This is a genomic window from Streptomyces phytophilus, assembly GCF_013870535.1.
Classification (GTDB): Bacteria; Actinomycetota; Actinomycetes; order Streptomycetales; family Streptomycetaceae; genus Streptomyces; species Streptomyces phytophilus.
In genome coordinates this window covers 1-19,088 of sequence record NZ_JACBXC010000027.1, presented here as the reverse complement: position 1 = coordinate 19,088, position 19,088 = coordinate 1, and the positions used below count along the sequence as shown (strand labels likewise).

The following is a 19,088-nucleotide window of genomic DNA, read 5'->3' as shown; positions in this document are numbered from 1 at the left end:
CTCGCGGGCCCCGGCGGGGATGTTGTCGCGTGAGAAGAGGGTGTTGTCCCGGACGACGTTGCCGCGCTCGCCGTCGACCAGGCCGGTGATGGCCGCGTTGGTCGCGTAGTTCCCGGTCAGGATCTGGTCGCCGGTGAGGTTGGCGTTCTGGTTGTTGGCGTGCGCCCACTGGGCGGCGGTGTCGAGGAAGACATTGCGGCTTGCGGTGAGGTAGCGGGATCCCTCGTCGAAGTACAGGCCGAGCTGCCCGCTCTTCTCGCAGAAGTTCCCCTCCAGGGTGCCGTTGGGGCTGGCGGAGAGGGTGTAGATGCAGCCGGCGTCGAACATCGTGTGTACGACGTCGCTCACGTGGTTGCCCACCACGCGGAGGTCCGTCAGGGTCGTGGGCGTCCGGTAGATCGGCTGGAAGTCGTAGAGCCCGCGGTTGATGTACTCCGGGCTGCCGCCCGGGTCGTTGGCACCCCAGCCGTAGCCGATCCCGATGCCGGTGTAGGGCATGTCGGCCACCTCGTTGTGCTCGATGGTCAGCCGGGTGACGTAGCTGGCGAAGATCCCGTCCTGGTCGAGGTATTCGAGCGCCGTGGAGAAGATGCGGTTGTCGCCGATCAGGATGTCGCTGTTGGTCATGCGCGGGTCGGAGGGGTGGTGCGCGTCGGGACGTACCCCGCCGACCACGATGCCGCCGCCGGCGCTGGCGGTGAACGTGTTGCGGGTGACGGAGACGTCCTGCGCGCCGAGTCCCACGCCGGTTGCGTGCGCGTTGGCGTCGTTGCCGATGCCGAGGCCGACGGAGCCGAGGTTGACGAAGGTGTTGTTCTCGAAGGCGATGTTCTCCGCCGCGGACACCTGCACCGCTCCGGGCGCCTGGGCCCAGTTGTTGCGGGCGCCCTCGAATCCCTTGCAGCCGACCGCGCACGAGGTGAAGGCGTCGGCGGGCCGGTGGGGCTGCACTCCGGTGATGAAGGCGCCGGTCTGCTGGTTGGCGTATCCATGGGGGGTGCCGGGGTGCAGCCAGGTGGAGCCGGTGAAGGTCAGCCCTTCGAACCGGAGGGCGCGGGCCGGCTCTTCGTAGGTGCCGCCGACCTCCAGCAGTGATTCCAGCCGCGGCAGCTCCACCTGCGCGCTCTGCAGGTCCTGTCCGGGAAGCGGCTTGTAGTACAGCGTGCCTGCAGTCGTGTCCAGGTACCACTCACCGGGCTCGTCGAGGAAGCGCTTGGAGTTCAGCAGCCAGAACGTCGGTGTGCGGAACGGGGACTGGATGGTGTCGTAGCCGTAGGTGTTGTTGTCCCAGGAGGGCTGCTGCATGACGACCGTCGAGCCGGAGATGCTCTGCACCGGTGCGAACCGGTTGGTGAACGACAGCTTCGCCTGGAGTTCGATGCGCTTCTGGTCCGGCAGGCCGGCGAGGTAGCCAAGATCCGGGTTGTCGAGGGTGAAGCCCGACGCGTTGAGGGTGATGTCGGAGCGGGACAGCCCGGTCCGCGCGCGCTGTGCCGGTACGCCGTCGACGTAGAGCTGCCGGCTGTCGAAGCCGGTGCCGACGTCGGCCCTGTAGACGCCCGTCGCGGGGTCGTCGAGTTCCCAGCCGGTGACCGGTTCGGCGCCGCTCACCACGGCTTTCGCGCCCGGTGCCGCCGTCCAGGTCACGGTGTGGCCGTCGCGGCCGGAGTCGGCGGCGCCGAAGCGCAGCGGGGAGTCGAGCCGGTGGGTGCCCTTCAGCAGGCTCACCCTGACGTCACCGTCGCCCCGGCGGGCAAGGTCCCGTGCCCGTCGCTGCGCTTCGGCCGGAGTCTGCAGCGGCTGCCCGGCGGTGCCCGGGCCGTCGTCGGTGGCGCGGGGGGCGCCGGTCGGAGCGACGACGAGCGTGTGCTTGGGGGGTGCTGCGAGTGACTCGGTGGGCAGAACGGCGAGGAGTCCGGCGGCCAGGGCCGCGGCCGCCGCCGCAGCGCCGGTGCGTGCGTACCGTGCGCGGAGTGGAGACATGGCCGTGTCCTTTCGCGGTGGGGAGTCAGGGCCGAGCGGTGTGCGGCACCTCGTTGCGGTGCTGTGCCGGGCGGAGCCCGGGGGGTTCGCGGTGGTGAGCGTCGGGTCGGCCGCGTTCGGCGACGGCCGGCAGCCGCCGTCCGGCGTACTCGGGGCGGACGTTGGGGCCTTCGTACGCGGCAGTGGGCCGGGGTCGTTCCGCTGCCGCGATCGATTTCTCGTCGACGTCGATGCCCAGGCCCGCCTGGTCGCCGAGGACGAACGCGCCGTCCTCGATGCGCAGGTCGTAGGAGAGGCCGGCCGGCTCGTGCAGGTTCTGCAGTTCGCTTGCGAGGTGGTTGGGCACGGCTGTAGCGGCGTGCAGCAGGGCGATCGGAGAGTCGCCGATCGGACTGACCGGCAGGTCGTGGGCGTGGGCGAGGGCGGTGACCCGCAGGAAGTGGGTCACGCCCCAGGCCGCCGCCGCCTGGACGATGTCGACCGCGCCCTGGGCCAGCAGCGGGCGGTACTGTTCGAGCCCGGTGAGGTTCTCGCCGCTGGCCACCGAGGCACCGATGCCTCGTCCGACGACGGCCAGGCCCTCGGCATCCCAGCGCCGGACGGGCTCCTCGACCCAGGTGAGGTCGAGGGTCTGCTCCAGCTCGCGGATGTGGCGGACCGCCTGCTTGCGGGTCCAGTTCTCGTTGGCGTCGAGCATCAGGGCGGGCCGCTTCCCGCGGCCGGCCCGGGTGAGCACCTCCCGTACCAGGGACAGGCGGTCGCGGTCCCGCTCGATGTCGAGGCCGCCCTTGAGCTTGGCCGCCCGCAGGCCGCGCTCGGCGTAGTCCTGGTAGACCGTGGCCAGTTCGTCGTCGCCGAGGGAGATGTCGAGGCCGGACGCGTAGGCGGGGACTCTCCGGTCACGTCCACCCAGCAGGCGCCACAGTGGTTCGCCGGCCGCTTTCGCCTTGATGTCCCACAGGGCGGAGTCGAGTGCGCCGATGGTCCCGAAGACGGCTCCGTTGTGGCCGGCCTTGAACGCATGCCGGAGCATGCAGTCGTAGAGCGCGGTCACGCAGCGCGGGTCCTCGCCGTCGATGGCGGCGAAGACGGCTTCCGCTGCCACGTGGGACCCCAGTCCGACGCCGGTGATTCCGGCGTCGGTGTCCACCAGGATCACGGGCACCGGGGTGATCCCGTCGGCGAGGACGCCGTTCGCGTCGCCGACGGGCCGTCCCCAGTCGAGGAAGGTCGTCAGCGTGCGATATCCGGTGATCCGCATGTCAGCCCTTCGTGGCGCCGGCGGTGATCCCGTCGGCTATCTGGCGTTGGAAGAAGAGGTAGATCACGAGGACCGGCAGTGCGGCGATCAGCACTCCGGAGGCGAAGGTGGGGATGTCGTCGGAGTACTGCCCGCGCAGTGAGGTGACGCCGACCATGAGGGTGCGGTGTTCGGCGGAAGGCATCATCAGCAGGGAAATGAGCACGTCGTTCCAGCAGAAGAGGGCGTTGAGGATGCCGACCGACAGCAGGGCCGGGCGGCCGATCGGCAGCATGACCCGCCAGTAGACGCCGTACGGCGTGTTCCCGTCGATCCTGGCGGCGTCGATGATCTCGCCCGGGATCCCGGTGTAGTAGCTCGTCATCAAGAAGATCGTGAACGGGAGGAACTGGGCGACGTAGGCGAGGATCAGTCCGGGGTAGGTGTCCATGAGGCCGCCGTCCGCCATGATCCGCGCAAGCGGGACCATGATCACCTGGAACGGGATGAACAGCGCCGCGAGGAAGCACAGGAACAGCGCCCGCGAACCCCGGAACCGCAGATGGCTCAGGGCGAAGCCGGCCATCGAGCCGATCAGCAGCAGGAGGGCGACGGCGGACGCGACCACGATCACCGAGTTGACGAAGTACCGTCCCAGGCCGATGCTCGTCCACGCCGTGATGAAGTTGTCCCAGTGCAGGGAAGCCGTCGGGGAGAACCGGTCGAGGATGTAGTCGTGCCGGGTCTTCATGGCGACGTTGCCGGTGAACACCAGGGGATAGATCGTCGCCAGCGCGAGGGCGGCCATCGGGACGGCGAGCAGCCAGGCGCTCCGGCGGGGGCGGCGCGTCACTTCTCCCTCCCCGCGCGGCGGAGCAGCCCGATCTGCGCGAGCCCCACCACGAGCATGAGGAGAAAGAGAACGGTCGAGGCGGCAGAGGCGAGCGCCGGGCGGTTCATCTGCCCCTGCTGGATCCAGATGTAGTACTCCGGCAGGTAGGTCGACCCTTCCGGACCGCCGCTGGTCATCACGTAGAGCAGGCCGAACATGGAGGTCAGCATCCCGATCATGGTGGTGACGAAGACGAACTGAATGGTGCGGGACAAGCCCGGGATGATCACGTGCCAGATGACCCGGGGCAGCGACGCGCCGTCGACCCGGGCGGCGTCGAGGAGCGTGCTGTCCAAGGTGGAGAACCCGGCGAGGAAAACCACCAGTGCCATCCCGAACGTCGCCCAGACGTGCACTCCGACGACCGTGAACATGGCGACGTCGGGATCGCCGAGCCAGTCGACGGGGTCGATGCCGACATTCCCGAGGGCCGCGTTCAGAGGGCCGTCAAAGGCCAGCAGCAGATTGAAGATCGCTCCGACGATCACCGGGGAGAGCACGGCGGGAAAGAAGTACACGCTTCGGTAGAACCGGTGCCCGGGCACCCGCAGGTAGATGAACGTCGCGAGCAGGCCCGGTATCGCCACCGCCACCGGCAGCAGCAGCACCAGCAGTCCGACATTCCGCAGCGCGGTGCCGAAGAGCGGGTCCTCGAACAGTTCCACGTAGTTGTCCGGGCCCACCGCCTGCCCGTCGCGCTCGCCGTCGCCGGTGAAGGAAAAGTTGACGCCCATGAGCAGCGGGATGAGGCGGAACGCCACGATGACCAGGACGGCCGGGGCCACCAGGACGTAGGGCGCGAGGCGTTCGGCCCGCCGCCCGCCGCGGACCCGTGCGCCGTGTGCCCCAAAGCCCGCCGTGCGCGTGCGCTGCTTCGCCTTCGTCCCGTCCGCCCACCCGTCACCGGCCTGGTGTGCGGCCGGCGGCGAACCCCGGAGCGGCACGAAATCAGCCCTTCCGGTCGGAGTCGACCAGTTGCTTCAGCGCGTCGTCGACGCTGGTCGATCCGCTCAGGATCTGCTGGGACAGCCTCCCCATCAGTTCCAGCGTCTTGGAGGACAGCGCGACGTGCAGTGCGGGCTTGCCGGTCTCGATCTCCGACACGATCGCACCGAGGGCCTGGCCGCCGCCCGAGACGTCGATGGTGGTGTCGGACACGACCGCGCCTGCATCGGCGTAGAAGGCGCTGAGAGCGTTCTTCGAGGTCAGGGAGCGCACCAGGTCCGCGGCCAGGTCCGGCTTCTTCGTCCATTCGGCGACCCCGTAGCCGATTCCGCCGTCGTACGGAAGGACGGGCTCGGCGTCGGCCTCGGCGCGCGGGGCCTGCATGACGCCGATCTCGGCCTCGTCCAGGAACTCGCTGAAGTCCTTCCAGTGGCCGACGTCCGACATCAGCCCGACTATGTGGGCGGCCTTACCGGACTGGAAGAGCGCGAAGGCGTCGTTGAACAGCAATGTCGAACTGGCGCCCTCGTTGTTCATGCCGGCGGTGCCGGTCTCCTTCCAGAGTTCGAAGATCCGCCGCACGCGGGGGGAGTTCCAGTCCCGGTCTCCGGCGATCCAGTCGTCGTACTCCTGCGGAGAGAGGACGCCCGGTCCCAGTCCCGAGAGGAAGAACTGGATGCCGAAGCCCTCCTTGTTCCCGAGGGAGAGACAACTGGCCTCCGTCGCCTCGGCGATGGCCTCGCAGTCGTCGACGAACTCCCTCCACGTGCTCGCCGGTTGCTCGGGATCCAGTCCGGCCTCTTCGTAGAGTGCCTTGTTGTAGTAGATCGGATGACCCTGCAACGTCACCGGCGCGGCATAGACCTTGCCCTCTGCGGTGAACGCCTCCCACCCCGCCAGCCGCTTCCTGTCCTCGGCCACGTAGTCGTCAAGGGGAAGCAGGGCGTCCGTCCGGTCGCGCAGCTGGCCGCCGCCGTTGAAGAGCATGACATCCGGGCCCTTGCCGGACTGCATGGCCGTGCCGAGCAGCGTGTAGTACTGGTCGAAGGGCTGGGCCACGAACTCCACCTCGACATCGGGGTGCAGCTCGGCGAAGTCGGCCTTTGCCTGCTCGATGTAGGAGGCGGCCGTCTCCTCGCCGGACTTCCAGTCCCAGACCACGAGTTTGTCGTCCGCAGCGTCGGACGACGAGCCGGAGCCCGCGCTGCCGCAGCCGGACAGCAGCCCGGCGACCAGGACGACCGACCACAGTGCTGGCCGCTTCATGTCGATCACTCTCCGTTGCTGCCGGAAGACGGCGGGCCATCGCCGATGGCTCGGAAACATAACTCGTATGACGTATTACGTCAATGTCTTGTCACGTATGATGACCGTCTAGTCATGGCACCGCGTGGTCGCGGGGCCGTCGGAGGAACCATGACGACATCCCAGCCAGCAGCCCAGAGCAGTTCCCCACCCCCGACCTGGGCCCAACGACCCGCCAGCCTCGCCAGGGCGGTCACGGCGGAGCTGGTGGGACGCATCGTCCGCGGGGAGCACCCACCGGGGGCGCCTCTGCCCCCCGAGCCCGCCCTCTGCGAGACCTTCGGCGTGAGCCGGACCGTCGTCCGGGAAGCCGTGAAGGTGCTGCAGGAGAAGGGGCTCGTACAGGTCCGCCAGGGCTCCGGAACCACGGTGACCGCACCGGCGCTGTGGAACATGCTCGACGAGCAGGTCCTGGCCGCGAGCATCGCCCGGGACGAGAGCCTGGCGATCCTCGACGACCTCGTCGTCACGCGGCGCCTGCTCGAATCCGACATGGCGAACGTCGCCGCCCGGCTGGCCACTCAGGACGTCGTCGACCGGTTGCGCACGCTGGTGGACCGGATGGACGAGCTCGTCGACGACCACGTCACGTACGCCGAACACGACCGCGCGTTCCACGACGTGATCATGCAGTCGTCCCAGAACCGCATCGCCCGTGCCGTAGTGCGTGCGCTGGAGAGCCAGGTCGTCAACACCGCCCGGTACATGGGGCACCCGGAGCGTGCCCTGTGCGTCGCGTCCAACCGCGGCCACCGCCGCATCTACGAACGCATCGCCGCGCACGATCCGAGCGGCGCCGCCGAGGCGATGTTCGCCCACATCACCGAAGCCTGGCTCGTCCGCCGCAGCGCACCGGGCGACCCGGTCCGGCTGGAGCGCTAGCGGCTTCGCGCGGTCAGTGATCGGCCGAGCCAGGAGACGGCCGTTCACGTGGCCTTTTCCCCTCTGCCCCGCCCGAGGGCGCTCGCGCGATACGTGTGGCCGGACCGAGCGGCGAACTCGATCAGATCCGGCTCGGGCTGCTCAGGCTGGACCGGTTCGCCACCGGTGACATCGATCACCTCGTAGCCACCGCCGAACATCTGGCTGCGAACCTTCACGTTCTGGTCTCGGTCGGAGGTGAGGGAGAATTCCCCGGCCCGGCCGCCGGCCCACGCGACGCCGATGGTGAATCCGCCGCGTCCGCGCAGGCCCTCGACCCTCCCGTTCGGCCAGGCCGACGGCAGGGCGGGCAGCAGGTGCAGTTCGCCGTGGTGGCTGTGCAGCAGCATCTCGGCGATGCCGGACGTCGCGCCGAAGTTGCCGTCGATCTGGAACGGCGGGTGCAGGTCGAACATGTTGGGCGCGAGCCTGTCCGGCGTCACGAGGTCGCGGATCAGTTCGTGTGCTCTGCCGCCCTCTTCCATGCGCGCCCAGAAGTTGATCTTCCAGGCCAGTGACCAGCCCGTTCCGTCGTCGCCGCGCAGCTCCAGCGTCCGGCGGGCGGCCTCGAACAGCTCGGGTGTGCCGCGCTTGGTGATCTGGTTGCCGGGGTGCAGACCGTAGAGGTGCGAGACGTGCCGGTGGGACTGCTCGGTCTCCGTCCAGTCGTGGAGCCACTCCTGGAGGTTGCCGCGGGCGCCGATCCGCATCGGGGCCAGCCGCTCCCGGGCCGCCAGGACCTGTCCGCGGAAGTCGGCGTCCACGCCGAGGATCTCGCCGGCCCGGGCGCAGCCGTCGAACAGGTCGCGCAGGATCTGCATGTCCATGGTGGGGCCCGCGCACACGGAGGCGTTCGCGTGGTGGGCGAGCTCCGGCGAGTTCGACGGGTTGGTGACCAGCCATCCGAGGTCCGGTTCCGCCACCAGGGTGTCGAGGAAGAACTGCGCGGCGCCCTTCATGGCGGGGTAGTTGGCGCGCAGGAAGTCGACGTCGCCGGTGTACCGGTAGTGGTCCCAGATCATGGTGGCGAGCCACGCCCCGCCGGTCTGCCACATGCCCCAGAACGCCCCGTCCACGACCGAGGTCCCGCGCCATGCGTCGGTGTTGTGGTGTGTGACCCAGCCGCGGGCGCCGTACTGCACCTCTGCCGTGCGGGCGCCCGTCACCGCGAGGTCGTCGATCATGTCGAACACCGGCTCGTAGCACTCGGAGAGGTTCGTCGAGCCGGCCGGCCAGTAGTTCATCGGCAGGTTGGCGTTGAGGGTGTACTTCGAGTCCCACGGCGGGGCCATTTGGTCGTTCCAGATGCCCTGGAGGTTGGCCGGCTGGGTGCCGGGCCGCGAAGAGGAGATCAGCAGGTAGCGGCCGTACTGGAAGAGCAGCGCGGAGAACTGCGGGTCGTCGGCACCGCCGTGCTGGGCGATCCGGACGTCGGTCGGCTGGTCGGCCGCTCCCGTACGGCCGAGGTCGAGGGTGGTCCGGCCGAACAGCTCCTGGTAGTCGGCCACGTGCCGGCCGCGGAGGTCGTCGTACGCGCCGGCCTGTGCGGCGTCGAGGTGCTTGCGGGCGATGCCCCGGTGGTCGCCGCCCACGTTCTGGTAGTCGACGTAGCTCGTGCCGACGGAGATCAGCAGCGTCACGCTGTCGGCGTCCGCCACCCGGAGCGTGCCGCCCGAGCCGGAAACCGTGCCTCCCTCGGCAACGGCCCTGGCCAGCGCGAGGAACCGGACGGAACCGGCGATACCCTCCATGCTGCCCGAGACTCCGTCCAACGCGATCGTCGTTGCGTCGGGGCTGGAGGTCGAGGCCGTCTGCGGGCTGGCGAACGTCGCCGTGAACGAGATCGAGCCGGGCGCATCCGCGGTCAGGCGCATGACAATCACCTGGTCCGGTGCGCTGGCGATCACCTCGCGGTGGAAGCGCACGCCGTTCGCCACGTAGGTCACCGCGGCGGTGGCGGTGGTGAGGTCGAGCCACCGCCGGTACTCGGACGTTCCGCCCGTGCCGGGGAGGGTGAGGGTGAGGTCGCCGACGGGCTGGTAGGCCAGCTCTCCGGCCGGCTTCCCGAGCATCGTCCGGTCGATCAGCGACTGCGCCTGCTCCCACTGGCCGTCGAAGACCAGTTGCCGGATCTGCGGCAGCGCATCGGCACCCCCCGGGTTGGCGGGGTCGTACGGTCCGCCCGCCCAGAGCGTGTCCTCGTTGAGCTGGAGCCGCTCGGTGCCGACGTTGCCGAAGACCATGGCACCGAGGCGTCCGGCACCGACAGGCAGCGCGCGCAACCAGTCGGAGCCGGCCGGCTCGTCGTACCACAGCGCCAGGTCGTCGACCGCTCGCACCTCCGGGGGCGCGGCCGCGTCGGCACGGGCGGCGGCCGTCCATGGGACAGGCATCATGACGGCCCCCGTGCCCGCCGCACTGAGCCTGATCATCTGCCTGCGCGTCAGTCTCCGCATCCTGATCCTCCACTGGGTCCTGACAAAGTCCCGCAGCCCTACCGGGAGCGCGGTCCGTTGCCGAAGCCCGACCAGGAGCCGGCCAGCGCGGTGCAAGCACGATCAGCGCAGCTGCGGCGGGCACCTCCGACACCGCGAACAGACACGTTCCTCTGGCGTCTGATGAGACCGGCCCGCATCCCGTCGGCCGGACCTGGCCGACGGCGCCCACCGACGGTCACCTCCCGGTCCGCCAATGGCCTCATCGACCGTGACACGCCGGAGACATTAAATGTCTGGGGTAACCGACGCAACCCTCTCGCGTAAATATCCATGACCCAAATCAGGCATACCATTCTTTCTCGCAACTGATACAGCTGACCTCACGGCGAGGGATCGCGTCCCATCGACGGTTCGATGACCTAGACATCAGATGTATAGTGCTTCGCACCACCCGGAAGACCGGTGATCGTGGGGCGGGCCGGATCCACGTCCGAGGCTGGAGGCCGAGCGATGTCACTGACCGACAAGGCGATCAGGCGCCTTCGGGAGCTGATCGCATCGGGCGAGCTTCCGCCGGGTGCGAAGCTGCCGGCCGAGCAGCAACTGGCCGCAGAGCTGGGCCTGTCCCGGGGGCTGATGCGCGAAGCGGTCAAGGCGCTGGTCGTCGCACGGGTGCTGGAAATCCGCCGGGGCGACGGCACGTACGTCACGACGCTGGAGCCCAGCGTGCTGCTCGAAGGACTGGGCTCCGCGGTCGAACTGCTCCAGGGCGACACCCTGCTGGAACTCACCGAGGTGCGCCGGCTCTTCGAGCCGGTCGCCACCGGCCTGGCCGCCACCCGCATCTCGGCCGACCAACTCGCCGGTGTGGCGGGACATCTGGACGCCATGCATGCGGCCAGGGACGACGTCGAACTGCTCAACAAGCACGACGCGGCCTTCCACCGGGCCGTCGTCGCTGCCACCGGCAACCAGACACTGGCGAGCCTGCTGGAGGGGATCTCAAGCCGGACCGTGCGCGCCCGGGTCTGGCGCGGGATGGTCGACGGGGACGTCGCCGACCGGACGCTCGCCCAGCACCGGGAGATCTATGATGCGCTGGCCGCCGGCGATGCGGCGCTCGCCCAGGCCGCCGCGCTCATCCACGTCAGCACCACCGAGGCGTGGCTGCGCAGGCATCTCACGTCGGCCGCGCAGGTCGCGTCGCACCCGGAGGCCGGGATGTGAGGGCGCATCTGGCATATGGCGAGCACGGGCTCGGCATCGACGTCCCGGAAACGGCCACGGTCGTCACGCCGGTGCATCGGCCTGGAGCCGCCGACCCGTCGGCCGCGCTGCGGGCCGCACTGCGCGAGCCGGTAGCCGGACCGCCGTTGCGTGAGCGGGTGCGCCCTGGGCAGACGGTGGCGATCTCGGCCTGCGACGGCACCCGCCCGCAGCCGCGGCACCTGGTGATCCCCGCCCTCCTCGCCGAACTCGACGGCACCGTCCGGCCCGAGGACGTGGTGATCCTGGTCGCCACCGGCACGCACCGCGGCAACACCGACGCCGAACTGCGCCGGATGTTCGGCGACGCCGTCGTGGACACCGTGCGGGTCGTCAACCACGACGCGTTCGACCGCACGCGGCTCACCTGGATGGGCATTCACGGGGCCGGCGTGCCTGTGTGGCTCAACAGCGAGTGGGCCGCGGCGGACGTGCGGATCACCACAGGTTTCGTCGAACCGCACTTCTTCGCCGGCTTCTCCGGCGGTCCCAAGCTCGTAGCGCCGGGGCTCGCGGCACTGGAGACGGCCCTTGTCCTGCACGACGCCACCCGTATCGGCGACGAGCGCGCCACGTGGGGCATCACGCACGGCAACCCGGTGCATGACGACGTGCGCGCGATCGCCGACGCCACCGGCGTGACGTTCGCGCTCGACGTCGTGCTCAACCGTGACCAGGAGATCGTCGCCGCCTTCGGCGGGGACCTGCCGGCCATGCACGCCGCCGCCACGGCGGAGGCCGCACGTACCGCCATGCGGCCGGTCGACGGCCGCTACGACGTGGTCGTCACCACCAACTCCGGCTTTCCGCTGGATCAGAATCTCTACCAGGCAGTCAAGGGCATGTCCGCCGCGTACCAGGTCGTACGCCCGGGCGGCACGATCATCTGCGCAGCCGAGTGCCGCGACGGCTTTCCCGACCACGGCGGCTACCGCGAGGTCCTGTCCTCCGCGCCGTCCCCCCGGGCGCTGCTGGACGCCATCGGCACCCGTACCGAGACCGTGCCCGACCAGTGGCAGGTGCAGGTCCAGGCCACCATCCAGGCGCACTGCCGGGTCGTCATGCGTACCGAACGCCTCTCCGCCGCCGAGCTCGCCGCCGCCCACCTTGAGCACACCGGCGACGTCACCACGGCCGTCGCCGAGGCGCTGGCCGCTTCGGGCCCCGGTGCCCGGCTGTGCGTGCTGCCCGAGGGCCCCCAGACCATCCCCTACGTACGCGATGTGGTCGCCTCATGAAGTCCTGCACCGAAAATTTCGTTCCTCGAACCGAAATTATTCTGCGCAGAGGGTTGACGCCTCGGCTCCACCCCCCAATCATCCCTGTCTGAGAGTCCGACCATAGTTCGATATATCGAACCATGTCGGCTGCACTGGCCGCGCCGTACGGCAGGTCACCGCACGACAGCACTCGCACCACTCCGTTTTCGTTCCGGTGAGGCTCGCCCGCGCGTGGTCTTGCTCTCGGGTAGCTGGAGAGACCCGACGCCGCGTGGCAGGCCCCCGGCTGAGCCGCGATGGAGAACCCCCCATGCCTCTGTCGAAACATCGCCGACGCCCGCGGTCGACACGGGCGGCCGCGGCCGTCCTCCTCGTTCTGTCCCCGGCCTTGTTCGCCGTCCCCGCCGAGTCCTCTCCCCTGCGTACGTCCGCATCGGCGACGGGTACTCACGAAGCCGTCCGGCAGGAGTTGCCGGAGAGCTTTCAGTGGTCGTCCACCGGCCCGCTGATCTCACCCCAACCGGGCCTCAACTCCGTGGCGGCGAAGGACCCGTCCGTCGTCCAGGACGAGGACGGGACCTGGCACGTCTTCTTCACCAGGGTCGACACCGCCGGCGACTGGGGCCTGGCCCACACCGGCTTCGAGGACTGGTCCCAGGCCGCCGACGCGAAGCAGACCGACCTGGAGACCGCCTCCGGCATCGGCACCGGCTACCGCGCCGCGCCGCACGCCTTCTACTTCGCCCCGAAGGACGAGTGGTACCTGGTCTACCAGACGGGTCTGCCCTCGTTCTCCACCACCACCGACCCCGACGACCCCACCAGCTGGTCGGCTCCGCGGAACTTCATGGACAGCATGCCGGACATCGTCAAGGAGAACATCGGCGACGGCTACTGGCTCGACTTCTACGTCATCTGCGACGACACCGACTGCTACCTGTTCTCCGCCGACGACAACGGCCACGTCTACCGCTCCGAAACCACCGTGGCCGAATTCCCGGGCGGCTTCGGCAACACCCAGATCGTGCTGTCGGACACCAAGAACAACCTCTTCGAAGGCGGCGCCGTCTACCGCGTCGAGGGCACCGACACCTACCTGCTGATCTGGGAGGCCATCGGCAGTGACGGCCGGCGCTGGTACCGCTCCTTCACCTCGCAGGGCCTGAGCGGCCAGTGGCAGCCGCTGGCCGACACCGAGGCCAATCCGTTCGCCCGCAGCAACAACGTCACCTTCGAAGGCGGCAACGCCTGGACGCGGGACATCAGCCACGGCGAACTGATCCGCACCACCAGAGATCAGACCATGACCCTGGACCCCTGCAACCTGCAGCTCCTGTACCAGGGCATGGACCCCGCCGCCGGCGGCGAGTACTCCCAGCTCCCCTGGCGGCTGGGCCTGGCCACCCAGACCACCGACGGCTGCTGAACCACCCCGGGCGCGCCGCGCACGGCGCGCTCGGCCCCACGGATCCTTCCCCCACATTGGAGTGTCTTCGTATGTCCATGAACAGGCGCACCGCTCTGAGCACGCTGCTGGGCGTGGGTATCGCCGGAACGACGGGCGCCGCCTCCCTGCTCGGCGCCGTACCGGCCGCCGGCCGCCCGGTTCACCGGCCCGTCCTCTCCCGGTCCGCCCCGGCCCAGGACTTCGCCATCGGGGTACGTGAGTACAACTGGTCCCGCGGCAGCCGCCGGCTGTTCACCAAGATCTTCTACCCGGCCACCGGAAACCCCGGCGGCAGCCCCGTGCCCAACGCCCCGCTCGCCGACGGCCTGTTCCCCGTCGCCCACTGGAACCACGGCATGTACGGCAACTCCGACTCCTACGCCTCGCAGACGCACGCGATAGCGTCCGCCGGCTTCATCTGCCCCGCCCCCTCGATCAGCGACAACACCAACATCGGCTCCGTGTACGGAGGCGAGTGGTCGAAGGACGTCTCCGAGGTCATCACCCAGACCCTGGCGCTCAACGACGCCTCGGGCAGCCCCTTCGCCGGCCACATCGACACCGCGGCCGGCGTCGGCGTCTCCGGCCACTCGATGGGCGGCATGACCGTCCACGGCCTGCTGACCAACTGGCCGGACGACCGGATCAAAGCCGCCGTCCCGGTCGCCTGCGTGGACATGGGCAACCCGGCGGGGCTGGACGCCAACGTGCTGTTCATCCACGGCGACCAGGACCCCACCTGCCAGTACAGCCTGGCCCGCCAGGCATACGGGGAGCTGTCCGCCCCCAAGGCGTTCCTCACCCACGTCGGCGCAGACCACGCCGCGTATCTCAACCCGGGCTTCCCGACCTTCGACCAGACCCAGAACACCCTCGTGGACTGGTTCCGCTGGAGCCTGTACGGCGACACCGCAGCCCGCGACCGCCTCCCCGAGGGCGCCACCGCACCCGGCACCGACTGGGAAGCCGTCCTCGACTGAACCATCGGATCCGGACAGAAGCCGGACGGCGTCTGTCACCCTCCACCGGAAATCAGGGAGCAGTCATGCCCAGCACCTCACGCGTACGGCCTTCGCGCCGCCTCGCCTGGTCGGCCGCCGCGGCCGTCACGTCCGCCGGCCTCGCGGCCACCGGTCTCCTGGCGTTCCCCGGCAGCGCGCACGCCGCCGACACGCTCGGCGCCGCGGCGGCCGAGAGCGGCCGCTACTACGGCGCCGCCGTGGCCCCGCACCTCCTCGGCGAGGGCGACTACGCCGGCACGCTGAACCGGGAGTTCAACAGCATCGTCGCCGAGAACGTCATGAAGTGGGACGCCACCGAACCCAACCGGGGCCAGTTCAACTTCAGCGGCGGCGACCAACTCGTCTCCCACGCCCAGAACAACGGCATGTCCGTACGCGGCCACACCCTCGTCTGGCACGCGCAGCAGCCCGGTTGGGTGCAGGGGCTGACCGGCAACAACCTCCGCCAGGCGATGCTCGACCACATCGACGGAGTCGCCGGGCACTACGCCGGGAAGATCGACTCCTGGGACGTGGTCAACGAGGCGTTCGAATGGGACGGCAGCCGCCGCCAGTCCAACCTCCAGCAGCAGATCGGCAACGGCTGGATCGAGGACGCCTTCCGCGCCGCCGACGCCGCCGACCCCGGCGCAACGCTCTGCTACAACGACTACGGCACCGACGGCGTCAACGCCAAGAGCGACGGCATCTACCGCATGGTCCAGGACTTCCTCGCCCGCGGCGTACCCATCGACTGCGTCGGCTTCCAGTCCCACCTCGACTCGAACTCCGACCTCGGCAGCTACCGGCAGAACCTGCAGCGCTTCGCCGACCTCGGCGTCGACGTCCAGATCACCGAGCTGGACATCGGCGGCTCCGGCAGCGCCCAGGCCAACGCCTACCGCACGGTCACCGAGGCATGCGTGGCCGTGTCCCGCTGCACCGGCATCACCACGTGGGGCATCACCGACAAGTACTCCTGGCGCGGCCAGGACACCCCGCTGCTGTTCGACGGCAACTACCAGAAGAAGCAGGCGTACACCGCCGTGCTGGAAGCGCTGAACAGCGCCCCCTGACGTACGGCAGACGCCGTCTTCCACGGACCGGGGCGGGGCGCCCGGGAGGGCCCTGCCGAGCGCAGGTGCAGGGCGCCCCGCCTCAGCACGAGAACACCGAGCCGCCCGCCCCGTTCCGGTCACACATCCCGGCCGGGCCCACGACGGGCCGGAACAGCCCTGCGCCGGACCGCGGACCACCCCACGGAGGGTTCACATGCACAGACACTTCAGAAGGATTCTCGCGGCGGGCATCTGCCCGTTGCTCGCCACCGCAGGCGCCGTCACCATGCTGTCGCCGGCCTCGGCCGAACCCGCCGGGGCGGGCGACACCCGGCAGGCGGAGTTCCGGCAGGTGGCTCTCGCCAAGGGCGCCGCCGAGACGGGCGAGCCGATGTCGCTGGCTGTGCTGCCCGACCGCTCGGTGGTGCACACCTCGCGCGACGGTACCGTGCGGGTCACCGACGCGCAGGGCACCACGCAGGTCGCGGGTAAGATCGACGTCTACCGCCACGACGAGGACGGTCTGCTGGGCCTCGGCGTCGATCCCGGCTTCGCCACCAACCGCTTCGTCTACCTGTACTACTCTCCCCTGCTCGACACTCCGTCCGGGGACGCACCAAGCGAGGGCTCGGCCGCGGACTTCGAGCCGTTCAACGGCGTCAACCGGCTCTCCCGGTTCACTCTCAAGGAGGACCGCACCCTCGACCTCGGCAGCGAGCAGACGATCCTCGACGTGCCGGTCGACCGCGGGCAGTGCTGCCATACCGGCGGCGACATCGACTTCGACGCCGAGGGCAACCTCTACCTCTCCACCGGCGACGACAGCAACCCCTTCGCCTCCGCCGGCTACACCCCGATCGACGAACGCGGCAACCGCAACCCCGCGTTCGACGCGCAGCGGTCGGCGGGAAACACCAACGACCTGCGCGGCAAGATCCTGCGGATCACGGTCAACGACGACGGCTCGTACGACATCCCGGCGGGCAACCTCTTCGCGCCGGGAACACCGCAGACCCGGCCCGAAATCTACGCCATGGGCTTCCGCAACCCGTACCGCATGAGCGTCGACCAGCAGACGGGCGTCGTCTACGTCGGCGACTACGGCCCCGACGCCGGGTCCGCATCTCCGAGCCGGGGCCCGGGCGGCATCGTGGAGTTCGCCCGCGTGGCAGGACCGGGCAACTACGGCTGGCCGTACTGCGTCGGCAACAACCAACCCTATGTCGACTACAACTTCGCCACGGGCACCTCCGGGTCCCCGTTCAACTGCTCGGCGCCCGTCAACGACTCCCCGCACAACACCGGCCAGAGCACCCTCCCGCCGGCCCAGCCGGCCTGGATCCCCTACGACGGCGGCTCCCTGCCGGAGTTCGGCAGCGGCATGGAGTCCCCCATGGCCGGACCCGTCTACCGCTACGACCCGGACCTGGACTCCGCGGTGAAGTTCCCGCAGGAGTTCGACGGCGACTTCTTCGCCATGGAGTTCGGCCGACGCTGGATCAAGAACATCGCCGTGAACGCCGACGGCAGCCGCGGCGACATCGCCAACATCCCCTGGTCCGGAACCCAGTTGATGGACGCGGCCTTCGGCCCCGACGGTGCCCTGTACGTCCTGGACTACGGCACGACGTGGTACGCGGGCGACGAGAACAGCGCGCTCTACCGCATCGAGAACGCCTCCGGCAAGGCGGAGTCACTCATGCAGGCGGACTGACCGCGGCGTCAAGCCCACCATAGAAGGGACATCACACGCCCAGCCCCCCGACCCGCCGAACGCTCCTCGCAGGAGCCCTGGGCCCGGCGACGCCGCCGATCGCGACGGCTCCGGGCTCAACCGCGGCTGCCCGCGACCCGTACGAGGCCCTCGACACCCAGCAGACGGCGTTCGAGGAGTACAGGACGCGCCACAGCTATCCTCCGGGTCGCGTGGATGCGCCACGGGCTCGGTTCTACTCGACGGGGGTCACCGGAACCGCGGTGAAGTCGTCGATGGTGCGGGTGAGTACCGTACGAAGGTGAACCGGGCCCTCGAAATTCACTTCCTGATCAAGGCGCTGGAGAAGATGTGATGGCGACGGACGTCGACCTGTACAGCCGGGTCGTGCAGCACGAGAGCCTCGGAGGGGCGACCGCGGACTCCACACCGGACGAGTGGGCGCGTGCGCTTCCCGGCGACTTCCTTGAGGACAAGCGCAAGAAGTTCATGCGCCGGGACTACGGCCTCGTCGAGGTCTTCTTCGAAAGAGTGGATGCGGGAGGCGTACGGCGATTTCCGCAGCAGTCTCCCCTCACGGTGATGCCCGCGGGGGCGTGAACAGTCCGCAGGAGGCGGAAGCCGACAAGTCGACCTGAGTAGAAGCCATTGGTCTACACCTTGTCTTGGTGCAGACCAAGGTGATTGACTGCGCCCCGTCAAGCTCCCATACCGGCGTACGCGCCGGTGACCCCCCACCAGGAGAGTGATGAGGTGCTGAGGAAACTCGGAACGAAGGTCAAAGCCCTGCTCGCGATCGGGGCGTTGGCGGCAGCGCTTGCCGTCGTCGTGCCCGTGACCGCGTCGGCCGGCGAGGGCGAGGGCGGTGCGGACGAGACGGCGGCTGCCGCGTTCGTCGTCAGCGAGGCGCAGTTCGAGCAGATGTTCCCGGGGCGGAACTCCTTCTATACGTACCAGGGGCTGACCGACGCGCTCAGCGCGTACCCCGGGTTCGCCACCACCGGTGACGAGACCACGCAGAAGCGCGAGGCCGCCGCCTTCCTGGCGAACGTCAGCCACGAGACCGGCGGGCTCGTGCACATCGTCGAGCAGAACCAGGACAACTACCCGCACTACTGCGACGCGTCGCAGTCCTACGGCTGTCCCGCCGGGCAGGCCGCGTATTACGGGCGCGGGCCCATCCAGCTCAGCTGGAACTTCAACTACAAGGCCGCCGGCGACGCCCTCGGGATCGACCTGCTGAACGACCCCTGGCAGGTCGAGCAGAACGCCGCCGTCGCGTGGAAGACCGGGATCTGGTACTGGATGACGCAGTCCGGGCCGGGGTCGATGCCCGCGCACGACGCCATCGTCGGCGGGCACGGGTTCGGCGAGACCATCCGGGCCATCAACGGGTCGATCGAGTGCAACGGCGGCAACCCGGGCCAGGTGCAGAGCCGGATCGACAAGTACACCCAGTTCGTGCAGATCCTCGGCACGACCCCCGGGGACAACCTGAGCTGCTGACCCGGCCGGATCGACCGCGGTCGGGCGCGGGCCCGTGCCGCCCTTCCCGGGGCGGGCGCCGCGCCCGGCCGTTCCCCCCACGTAACCACCCCCCACCCGGAGGCAGTTGTGGCACGCGTACGTACACACAAGTTCCGGAAGACGCGCAAACG

Annotated in this window: 14 protein-coding genes and 1 pseudogene; 9 read left to right on the top strand and 6 right to left on the bottom strand. The window is 69.5% G+C overall.

Annotated features, from left to right (window positions below; translation table 11 throughout):
- The 5 genes from H5J30_RS03905 to H5J30_RS03885 all read right to left on the bottom strand — a co-directional run.
- Nucleotides 1-1,983 (bottom strand): right-handed parallel beta-helix repeat-containing protein (locus tag H5J30_RS03905; RefSeq protein WP_181785736.1); only part of this gene is annotated, 1,983 nt, incomplete at its 3' end.
- 25 nt (nucleotides 1,984-2,008) lie between these two features.
- Nucleotides 2,009-3,244 (bottom strand): mandelate racemase/muconate lactonizing enzyme family protein, encoded by a 1,236-nt coding sequence (locus H5J30_RS03900; RefSeq protein WP_181785735.1) that lies wholly within the window; start codon nucleotides 3,242-3,244, stop codon nucleotides 2,009-2,011.
- A gap of 1 nt (nucleotide 3,245) precedes the next feature.
- Nucleotides 3,246-4,031 carry a carbohydrate ABC transporter permease gene (locus tag H5J30_RS03895; RefSeq protein WP_181785738.1) on the bottom strand — a complete coding sequence of 262 codons (786 nt, stop codon included), beginning with the start codon at nucleotides 4,029-4,031 and terminating at the stop codon, nucleotides 3,246-3,248.
- A 41-nt stretch (nucleotides 4,032-4,072) separates the two neighbouring features.
- Nucleotides 4,073-4,900 carry a carbohydrate ABC transporter permease gene (locus H5J30_RS03890; RefSeq protein ID WP_309505423.1) on the bottom strand — a complete coding sequence of 276 codons (828 nt, stop codon included), beginning with the start codon at nucleotides 4,898-4,900 and terminating at the stop codon, nucleotides 4,073-4,075.
- Between the two features lie 163 nt (nucleotides 4,901-5,063).
- Nucleotides 5,064-6,326, bottom strand: coding sequence for an ABC transporter substrate-binding protein (locus tag H5J30_RS03885; RefSeq protein WP_181785733.1), 1,263 nt, complete (start codon nucleotides 6,324-6,326; stop codon nucleotides 5,064-5,066).
- Between the two features lie 150 nt (nucleotides 6,327-6,476).
- Here H5J30_RS03885 and H5J30_RS03880 point away from each other — a divergent pair, with 150 nt between their 5' ends.
- Entirely contained in the window at nucleotides 6,477-7,247 is a 771-nt protein-coding gene (locus tag H5J30_RS03880) for a FadR/GntR family transcriptional regulator (RefSeq protein WP_181785732.1), read from the top strand.
- A gap of 44 nt (nucleotides 7,248-7,291) precedes the next feature.
- Here the strand turns inward: H5J30_RS03880 and H5J30_RS03875 are convergent, their stop codons facing one another.
- Nucleotides 7,292-9,742 (bottom strand): glycoside hydrolase family 95 protein, encoded by a 2,451-nt coding sequence (locus H5J30_RS03875; RefSeq protein ID WP_181785731.1) that lies wholly within the window; start codon nucleotides 9,740-9,742, stop codon nucleotides 7,292-7,294.
- 492 nt (nucleotides 9,743-10,234) lie between these two features.
- On the opposite strand from H5J30_RS03875, the gene H5J30_RS03870 reads away from it, so the two are divergent.
- The 8 genes and pseudogenes from H5J30_RS03870 (at nucleotide 10,235) to H5J30_RS03835 (ending at nucleotide 18,936) form a co-directional block, all read left to right on the top strand.
- Nucleotides 10,235-10,951 (top strand): FadR/GntR family transcriptional regulator, encoded by a 717-nt coding sequence (locus H5J30_RS03870; RefSeq protein WP_181785730.1) that lies wholly within the window; start codon nucleotides 10,235-10,237, stop codon nucleotides 10,949-10,951.
- Nucleotides 10,948-12,228, top strand: a complete 1,281-nt coding sequence (larA, locus tag H5J30_RS03865; protein ID WP_181785729.1) for a nickel-dependent lactate racemase — start codon at nucleotides 10,948-10,950, stop codon at nucleotides 12,226-12,228. Before H5J30_RS03870 ends, larA begins: the two co-directional genes overlap by 4 nt.
- Nucleotides 12,229-12,679: 451 nt before the next feature.
- Nucleotides 12,680-13,636, top strand: a complete 957-nt coding sequence (locus tag H5J30_RS03860; protein ID WP_258563077.1) for a glycoside hydrolase family 62 protein — start codon at nucleotides 12,680-12,682, stop codon at nucleotides 13,634-13,636.
- 77 nt (nucleotides 13,637-13,713) lie between these two features.
- Nucleotides 13,714-14,637, top strand: coding sequence for a poly(ethylene terephthalate) hydrolase family protein (locus tag H5J30_RS03855; RefSeq protein ID WP_258563076.1), 924 nt, complete (start codon nucleotides 13,714-13,716; stop codon nucleotides 14,635-14,637).
- Nucleotides 14,638-14,702: 65 nt separating this feature from the next.
- On the top strand, nucleotides 14,703-15,734 hold the full coding sequence (locus tag H5J30_RS03850) for an endo-1,4-beta-xylanase (protein WP_181785727.1): 1,032 nt from the start codon (nucleotides 14,703-14,705) through the stop codon (nucleotides 15,732-15,734).
- 196 nt (nucleotides 15,735-15,930) lie between these two features.
- A pseudogene (locus H5J30_RS03845) lies at nucleotides 15,931-17,424 on the top strand (PQQ-dependent sugar dehydrogenase); the annotation flags it as partial.
- 360 nt (nucleotides 17,425-17,784) lie between these two features.
- Nucleotides 17,785-18,030 carry a hypothetical protein gene (locus H5J30_RS03840; RefSeq protein WP_181785725.1) on the top strand — a complete coding sequence of 82 codons (246 nt, stop codon included), beginning with the start codon at nucleotides 17,785-17,787 and terminating at the stop codon, nucleotides 18,028-18,030.
- A gap of 153 nt (nucleotides 18,031-18,183) precedes the next feature.
- Nucleotides 18,184-18,936 (top strand): chitinase, encoded by a 753-nt coding sequence (locus tag H5J30_RS03835; RefSeq protein ID WP_181785724.1) that lies wholly within the window; start codon nucleotides 18,184-18,186, stop codon nucleotides 18,934-18,936.
- Nucleotides 18,937-19,088: the final 152 nt, after the last annotated feature.

Excerpts from the sequence above, each read along its gene's own strand:
- H5J30_RS03900 (WP_181785735.1), bottom strand. The coding sequence starts at position 3,244 with ATGCGGATCACCGGATATCGCACGCTGACGACCTTCCTCGACTGGGGA.
- H5J30_RS03895 (WP_181785738.1), bottom strand. The coding sequence starts at position 4,031 with ATGGCCGCCCTCGCGCTGGCGACGATCTATCCCCTGGTGTTCACCGGC.
- H5J30_RS03885 (WP_181785733.1), bottom strand. The coding sequence starts at position 6,326 with ATGAAGCGGCCAGCACTGTGGTCGGTCGTCCTGGTCGCCGGGCTGCTG.
- H5J30_RS03880 (WP_181785732.1), top strand. The coding sequence starts at position 6,477 with ATGACGACATCCCAGCCAGCAGCCCAGAGCAGTTCCCCACCCCCGACC.
- H5J30_RS03875 (WP_181785731.1), bottom strand. The coding sequence starts at position 9,742 with ATGCGGAGACTGACGCGCAGGCAGATGATCAGGCTCAGTGCGGCGGGC.
- H5J30_RS03870 (WP_181785730.1), top strand. The coding sequence starts at position 10,235 with ATGTCACTGACCGACAAGGCGATCAGGCGCCTTCGGGAGCTGATCGCA.
- H5J30_RS03855 (WP_258563076.1), top strand. The coding sequence starts at position 13,714 with ATGAACAGGCGCACCGCTCTGAGCACGCTGCTGGGCGTGGGTATCGCC.
- H5J30_RS03850 (WP_181785727.1), top strand. The coding sequence starts at position 14,703 with ATGCCCAGCACCTCACGCGTACGGCCTTCGCGCCGCCTCGCCTGGTCG.
- H5J30_RS03840 (WP_181785725.1), top strand. The coding sequence starts at position 17,785 with ATGGCGACGGACGTCGACCTGTACAGCCGGGTCGTGCAGCACGAGAGC.